Origin of the sequence: Dysosmobacter sp. (genome assembly GCF_034093755.1) — a bacterium.
Taxonomy (GTDB): Bacteria; Bacillota; Clostridia; order Oscillospirales; family Oscillospiraceae; genus Oscillibacter.
In genome coordinates this window covers 1-4,065 of record NZ_JAXEBZ010000073.1, presented here as the reverse complement: position 1 = coordinate 4,065, position 4,065 = coordinate 1, and the positions used below count along the sequence as shown (strand labels likewise).

The 4,065-nt window shown below is 64.7% G+C and carries 4 protein-coding genes; all 4 read right to left on the bottom strand.

Annotated features, from left to right (window positions below; all coding sequences use genetic code 11):
• A partial coding sequence (locus tag SOX55_RS09845; protein WP_325287277.1) for a cytidylate kinase-like family protein occupies positions 1-634 on the bottom strand: 634 nt, incomplete at its 3' end.
• 103 nt (positions 635-737) lie between these two features.
• On the bottom strand, positions 738-1,232 hold the full coding sequence (gene xdhC, locus SOX55_RS09840; RefSeq protein ID WP_325287276.1) for a xanthine dehydrogenase subunit XdhC: 495 nt from the start codon (positions 1,230-1,232) through the stop codon (positions 738-740).
• Positions 1,232-2,113, bottom strand: a complete 882-nt coding sequence (gene xdhB / locus SOX55_RS09835; RefSeq protein WP_325287275.1) for a xanthine dehydrogenase subunit XdhB — start codon at positions 2,111-2,113, stop codon at positions 1,232-1,234. The genes xdhC and xdhB overlap by 1 nt, the downstream gene beginning before the upstream one ends.
• A 15-nt stretch (positions 2,114-2,128) precedes the next feature.
• Positions 2,129-4,065 (bottom strand): xanthine dehydrogenase subunit XdhA (gene xdhA, locus SOX55_RS09830; protein WP_325287274.1); only part of this gene is annotated, 1,937 nt, incomplete at its 5' end.

Genomic DNA, 4,065 nt, shown 5'->3' with positions numbered 1-4,065 from the left:
CCTCTTCCGTGGGGCTGGGGATGGGGTGCTCCTTATGGGCCACCATGGTCTGGATCAGCTCCACCGTGCCGCCCAGGCCCAGATAGCTGGAGTCCAGGCAGTAGTCGTAGCTGTCCACCGCGCCCCACTTTTTGGCGGAGTAGTACTCGTAATAGGCGGCGCGGCGGCGGTCCGTCTTCTGAATCAGGGCCTTGGCCTTGTCCTCCGGGATGTTCTGCCGCTGGGCCACCCGCTTGATCCGCACCTCCAGAGGCGCGTAGATAAACAGGCTCAGATGGTCGGGATTGTCCGCCAGCGCATAGTCGGCACAGCGGCCGATGATGACGCAGGGGCCCTTGTCCGCAATCTGACGGATGGTGTTATAAGTGGCCAGATACACCTGCTGCTCCAGGGAGTCGCCCACGCCGCTGCCGGGCAGGCTGAACATGTAGGAGTCCATGGCGATGGAGTACAGCAGGCTCTTGGGCCGCTCGTCAAAGTTCTGAAAAATCTTCTCGCACAGGCCGCTCTTTTTGGCCGCCTCCTGCAAAAGCTCGTTGTCATAGAACGGGATGCCCAGCTCCTTGGCCACGCGGATGCCCACTTCCTTGCCGCCGCTGCCAAACTGCCGGCCGATGGTGATGATGGTTTTCATCGGACCGCCTCCTTTGCTTTGATACTGCTTTTATTATACGCTGTTCCGGCAGAGCAGTCAAATAAATTTACGGGCCGCCCCATTCGGGACGGCCCGCGTTATTTCAGGGCATTTCCTTTCCCAGCCGCCGGTACATGGTCTTTTTCACCGCCCGGAGGATGTTCTCATACCCGGTGCAGCGGCACAGGTGGCCGGACAGCAGCTTCCGCAGCTCCTGGTCGTTGTACTCCTTCCCGCTCTCCAGAATCTCCACCGCCGTCATCAGGAAGCCGGGGGTGCAGAAGCCGCACTGGACGGCGGCCTCCTCCACGAAGGCCTGCTGAATGTCCGCCAGCTCGCCGTTGGGACCCAGCAGGCTCTCCAGCGTCCGGATGCGCTTGCCGTCGGCCCACACCGCCAGATAGATGCAGGAGTTGTAGGTCTCGCCGTCGATGAGGACGGTGCAGGCGCCGCACTCCCCCACCTCGCAGCCCTTTTTCACGGAGGTCATGCGGAAGTCATTGCGCAGCAGGTCCGTCAGGGAGGCCCGGACGTCCACCGTCTGCTCCACGTCCCGGCCGTTGAGGTTGAACCGGATGGTTTTGAACTGCTTTCCCATTACACCGCACCTCCTGCCCGTCTTGCCGCCTCCAGAAAGGCCCGTTTCGTACACTCCACGGCGATGTGCTGCCGGAAGGCCTTGGCGGCCCGCCAGCTGTCCCGGGGCTGGATGTCCTCCAGCACGGTGCGGGCCACCGTCTCCGCCAGTTCCGCCGTCAGCGGCTGTCCGGCGGCAGCCTGTTCCGCCGTCTCCGCCCGCATGGGCACCGGCCCCGCCACGCCGAAGGCGACGCGGCACCGCTCCACGGTCTGTTTGTCCGGCGACAGCCGCACATTGACGGAGGTACCCAGGGTGGCAATGTCCATGGCGTTGCGCATGGCGTATTTGATGTAGAAGCCCTCGGTGTCCCGATAGCTGTCCCCGGGAATCAGGATGGCCGTCTGAATCTCGCCGGGCCGCAGGTCCACCTTCCCCGCCCGGAGGTAGAACTCCCGGATGGGCTGGCGGCGGACGCCGTCGGGGCCGGTCAGCTCCACCACCGCGTCAAAGGCCAGCAGCGTAGAGGCGGAGTCGGCGGAGGTGACGCCGTTGCAGGTGTTGCCGCCGATGGTGCCGATGTTGCGGATCTGGGGGCCGCCCACCTGGTCCACCGCCTCCCCCAGCACCCGCAGGTGCTTCTGAATCAGGGGGTCTTTCGTGATGTGGGAAAAGCTGGTGAGAGAGCCGATGCGCAGGGTGCCGTCGGCCTCCAGGGAGACGCCCCGGAGATCGTCAATGCCGTAGATGGAGATCAGCTCCGCCCCGGCCAGCTTTCCCTCCCGCATTTTGATGAGCACGTCGGAGCCGCCGGCGATGACCACGGCGTCGGGATGGGCCGTCCGCAGGGCCACCGCCTCCTCCACGGAAGCGGCTTCGTACAGGGCTTTGATATCATACATGGTTCGTCCCCTCCTTTACTCAGTCAGCACCCCGGCCTCCCGCAGCTGGGCGTAGAGGACGTGGGGGGTGATGGGACAGCGGTCGATGTACACGCCGGTGGCCTGGGCAATGGCGTTGCGGATGGCCGGCGCGCCGGAGCAGGCCGGCGGCTCGCCCAGGGCCTTGGTGCCGAAGGGTGAGGTAGGCTCCGGGTTCTCCACAAAGGACACCCCGAAGTCCGGATGGTCCATCATAGTGGACAGCTTGTAGTCCAGCAGGTTGCCGTTGAGGGGGCGGCCCGTCTTTTCGTCGAACTTCAGCTCCTCCGACAGGCCGTAGCCCACGGCCATGGACATGCCGCCGTGGACCTGGGCCTCCGCCAGCGCCGGATTCACCACCGTGCCGCAGTCATGGACGTTCCACATATTCAGCAGCTTCACCTTGCACAGGGGGATATCCACCTCCACCTCCGCCACGGAGCAGCCGAAGGAGTAGGCGTTGGACTTGATCTGGGCAGTGGTTTCGGCAGTGAGGTGCTGGCTGTGCTCCATGGAGTAGAGGCACTCCGTGGCCAGGTCTCCCAGGGACTTCAGAACACGGCCGTCGGACTTGCGGACGATCTGGCCGTCCACAATGTCCAGATTGCTGACGGGCATCCGGGTCTGCTCATGGGCCACCGACAGAATCCGCTCCCGCAGGGCGCGGGCGGTCTGGACGATGGCGAAGCTGCCCACGTAGGTCTGGCGGGAGGCGTAGGCGCCGGTGCCGAAGGGGGTCACGTCGGTGTCCTGCCGGGTGACCACATGGACCATTTCCAGGGGCACGCCCACGGCGTCGGCCACCATCTGGGAAAAGGCGGTGTCGCAGCCCTGGCCGATCTCCGTCTCGCCGGTCTGGAACTGGAGGGAGCCGTCCTGATTCAGCACCATGCGGCAGGAGGAGGACTCCAGGGAGATGGGCCACACGGCGGTGTTGTACCAGAACACCGCCAGGCCGATGCCCCGGCGGACATCCCCGGTCTGGTGGGCGTACTCCTTCCGCTTCCGGGCGTAGTCCGACAGCGTCAGCGCCCGGTCCATGCACTGGCGGAAGGTGTCCGCGTAGTTCTCGTTTTTGGAGAAGGCGTCCACATACCCCTGGGGCATCAGGTTCTTCCGGCGGAACTCCACCGGGTCGGCGCCGATGGCCCGGCGCACATCCTCGGTGTGGCACTCCACGGCGAACATGGCCTGGGGAATGCCGTAGCCCCGCATGGCGCCGGCGGCGGGCCGGTTGGTGTAGACGGTGTAGGCGTCGCCCTCCACGTTGGGACAGGGGTAGAGCTGGGGGAAGCAGCCCATGCCCTTGGCGCAGACGCTGTGGCCGTGGGAGGCGTAGCCGCCCTGGTTGGAGAAGCACTCCACCTTCCGGGCGGCAAAGGTGCCGTCAGGCCGGACCCAGGAGATGATATGGGTGCGGATGGCGTGGCGGACGCGGTTGGAGACAAAGGTCTCCTCCCTCGCACACTCCAGCTTCACCAGCCGGCCGCCCACCTGGGTGGAACACCAGGCGCACAAAGGCTCGTACAAGGCGTCCTGCTTGTTGCCGAAACCGCCGCCAATGTAGGGTTTGATGACCCGGACCTTGCCCCAGGGCAGTCCCAGCGCCTGCCCCACCACCCGGCGGATAATGTGGTGAATCTGAGTGGAACTGACCACCACGATCCGCCCCGCCTCCTCATAGGCAAAGCAACCGTGGTTTTCGATATGACAGTGCTGGACGGTGGGGGTGTCGTACCAGCCCTCGACTTTAATAAGTCCCGGCTCCTTCCGGGCCTCCTCATAGTTGCCATTGCGGATGCTGGTGTGCTTGACGATATTGTTAGGGAACTCCTCATGAATCTGGGGAGCGCCGTCCTTCATGGCTTCCTGCACATCCAGCACAAAGGGCAGTTCCTCATACTCCACCTTCAGGGCGCGGACACCCTGGGCCG

Bases quoted from the DNA above. Each gene is read 5' to 3' on its own strand.
- xdhC (WP_325287276.1), bottom strand. From the start codon at position 1,232: ATGGGAAAGCAGTTCAAAACCATCCGGTTCAACCTCAACGGCCGGGAC.
- xdhB (WP_325287275.1), bottom strand. From the start codon at position 2,113: ATGTATGATATCAAAGCCCTGTACGAAGCCGCTTCCGTGGAGGAGGCG.